The sequence below is a fragment of the Corynebacterium sp. HMSC070E08 genome (assembly GCF_001808895.1).
Taxonomy (GTDB): domain Bacteria; phylum Actinomycetota; class Actinomycetes; order Mycobacteriales; family Mycobacteriaceae; genus Corynebacterium; species Corynebacterium hiratae.
Genome location: NZ_KV794730.1, coordinates 1 through 516 on the forward strand (window position 1 = coordinate 1; position 516 = coordinate 516).

Annotated in this window: 1 protein-coding gene; it reads left to right on the top strand. The window is 58.3% G+C overall.

What is annotated here, in order from left to right:
- The coding region (locus tag HMPREF2526_RS01765) for an IS3 family transposase (protein ID WP_148139528.1) at positions 1–516 on the top strand (516 nt) is incomplete at both ends.

Below are 516 nucleotides of genomic sequence, written 5' to 3' on the forward strand. Positions count from 1 at the left end.
CTTCCTGACCTGGTCAAGCGCATGTTTGATACTGGTGAGCTGAATCGGGTGTGGATGTCGGATATTACCTACTTGCGCACCGGTGAGGGCTGGTTGTATTTGTGCGCGGTCCGCGATGGTCATTCCCGCAGGGTACTGGGCTGGGCTATGGATAGTGTTCAAGACACACACCTGGTTGAACGGGCCCTGCGGATGGCGCATACGCTGCGCGGTGACGTTCCTGATGGGCTGGTGTTTCACGCTGACCGTGGAACGCAATTCACTAGCGAGAAGCTCTGGGAGGTGTGCCGCAGCCTGGGCATTGCCCAGTCTGTGGGGCGTACTGGTGTGTGCTTCGATAACGCGATGGCCGAGTCGTTCTGGTCGACGCTAAAGACTGAATTCTACGACCGTAAGCGATGGCCTACCCGTGATGCTGCACGCAAGGCTGTTGCCTACTGGATTGAAGTCGTCTACAACCGTCGGCGCCGGCACTCTGCACTCGGAATGGTCAGCCCCGTCGACTTCGAGAACCAC